1 protein-coding gene is annotated in these 1,791 nt (G+C 72.6%); it reads right to left on the bottom strand.

All coding sequences use genetic code 11. The annotated features are described in order from the left end of the window. Positions 1-1,791 (bottom strand): condensation domain-containing protein (locus tag ACIQPQ_RS37545; RefSeq protein WP_401313439.1); only part of this gene is annotated, 1,791 nt, incomplete at both ends.

Here is a 1,791-nt window from a genome sequence, read left to right as displayed (position 1 = left end):
ATCTGCAGGCCCCGATCCACGGACAGGGCCGCCAGGCGTTCCGGTCCCGCGCCGAGAGTGATCAGGTGGTGGGCCAGGCGGTTGGCCGCCTCGTCCAGTTCCTGGTAGGTGAGCGTGACGTCCGCGCAGGACACGGCCACCGCGTCCGGCGTGAGGGCGGCACACGCGGCGACCCGGTCGTGGATCGTGCCCTCCCACGGGGCGGAACCGGGCGTCACCGCCCACTCCCGCACCACGCGCTCCCCCTCACCCGGGGCGAGCATCGGCAGCTCGGAGACCGGCCGGGAAGGCTCGGCCACCGCGGCGGCCAGCAGTGTGTTCACGTGCTCCCCGAACCGGGCGACGGTCGGCGCGTCGAACAGTTCGGCGCTGTACTCGACCAAAGCCCGCAGTCCGCCCTCGTACTCCTCGAACTCGACGGTCAGGTCGAACAGGGCCGAGTCCCGCTCCAGCGGGTAGTCGCAGACGTGGACCTCGCCGAGGCTCGGCTGCATGCCGGGCGCGTTCTGCAACACCACCATCGCCTGGACCAGCGGCGTACGGCTAGTGTCGCGCTCCGGACGCACAGCCTCCACCAGGCGCTCGAACGGTACGTCCTCGTGGGCGAACGCGTCGAGGACCGTCTCCCGCACCTGCCCCAGCAGGGTGTCGAAGGGAGTGTCCGGGTCGATGTGCGAGCGGAGCACGACCGTGTTGACCAGGAAGCCCACCAGTTGTTCCAGCCCGGCGCCGCCCCGTCCGGCGGACGCCGTGCCGACAGCGATGTCCCGCTGGCCCGTGTAGCGGGCGAAGACGGTCTTGACCGCGGCCGTCAGCGCCATGAAGAGCGTCGCGCCCCGGGCGCGCGCCAGCTCCTTGAGCCCGTCGACCGTGGCCGCCGGGATGTCGAAGGCGTGCACCCCGCCCTTCGACGAGCGCACGATGGGACGCGGCCGGTCGGTGGGCAGGTCCAGCGGCGCGATGCCGTCGAGTCGGGTGCGCCACCAGTCGAGCTGCTCCTCCAGCAGTCCGCCGTGCTCCAGGCGGGCGCGCTGCCAGGCGGCGAAGTCCGGGTACTGGACGGCGACCTGGGGCAGGCGGTGCTCGCGGCCCTCGACGCGGGCCGCGTACAGCTCGCCCAGCTCCCGTGAGACGACCCCCATGGACCAGCCGTCGGTGACGATGTGGTGCATCCCGAGGACGCACACGTGCTCCGCCGCGCCGAGCCGGACGAGGAGCACCCGGACGAGCGGACCCTCGCGCAGGTCGTACGGGCGGGCCAGCTCCTCCTGCGCCAGGTCGCGTACCCGCCGCTCGTCCGTGGCCTCCTCGACCCGCCACGCGGGCTCCAGCACGGGGTGGACGATCTGGACACCGCGTCCGTCGACGACATCGAAGGTGGTGCGCAGCGCCTCGTGCCGCGCCACGAGGTCGCCGACCGCGGCGCGCAGCGCCGCGGTGCCGAGGGGGCCGGTCAGCCGCAGGCCGACGGCCGAGTGGTACTCAGTCCCGCCCCCGTTGAAATCCTCCAGGAACCACAGCCGCTGCTGGCCAAAGGACATCGGCAGCAGACCGTCCCGTGGCACGGCCGGGATCAGCGGGTCGTCCACCGGCTCCCCGGGCGCCACGGCGGTTGCGAGCTCGGCGACCGTCGGCGCCTCGAAGAGCAGCCGCGGCGAGAGCTGTCCGCCGAGCGCCTGGCGGGTGTGGGAGATGGTCTGGATGGAGAGGATGGAGTCGCCGCCGAGTTCGAAGAAGTTGTCGTGGATGCCGACTTTCTCGAGGCCGAGGATGTCGGCCCAGATCGCTGCG

Source organism: Streptomyces sp. NPDC091281 (assembly GCF_044757425.1).
GTDB lineage: Bacteria > Actinomycetota > Actinomycetes > Streptomycetales > Streptomycetaceae > Streptomyces.
This window is presented reverse-complemented; position numbering and strand designations above follow the sequence as displayed.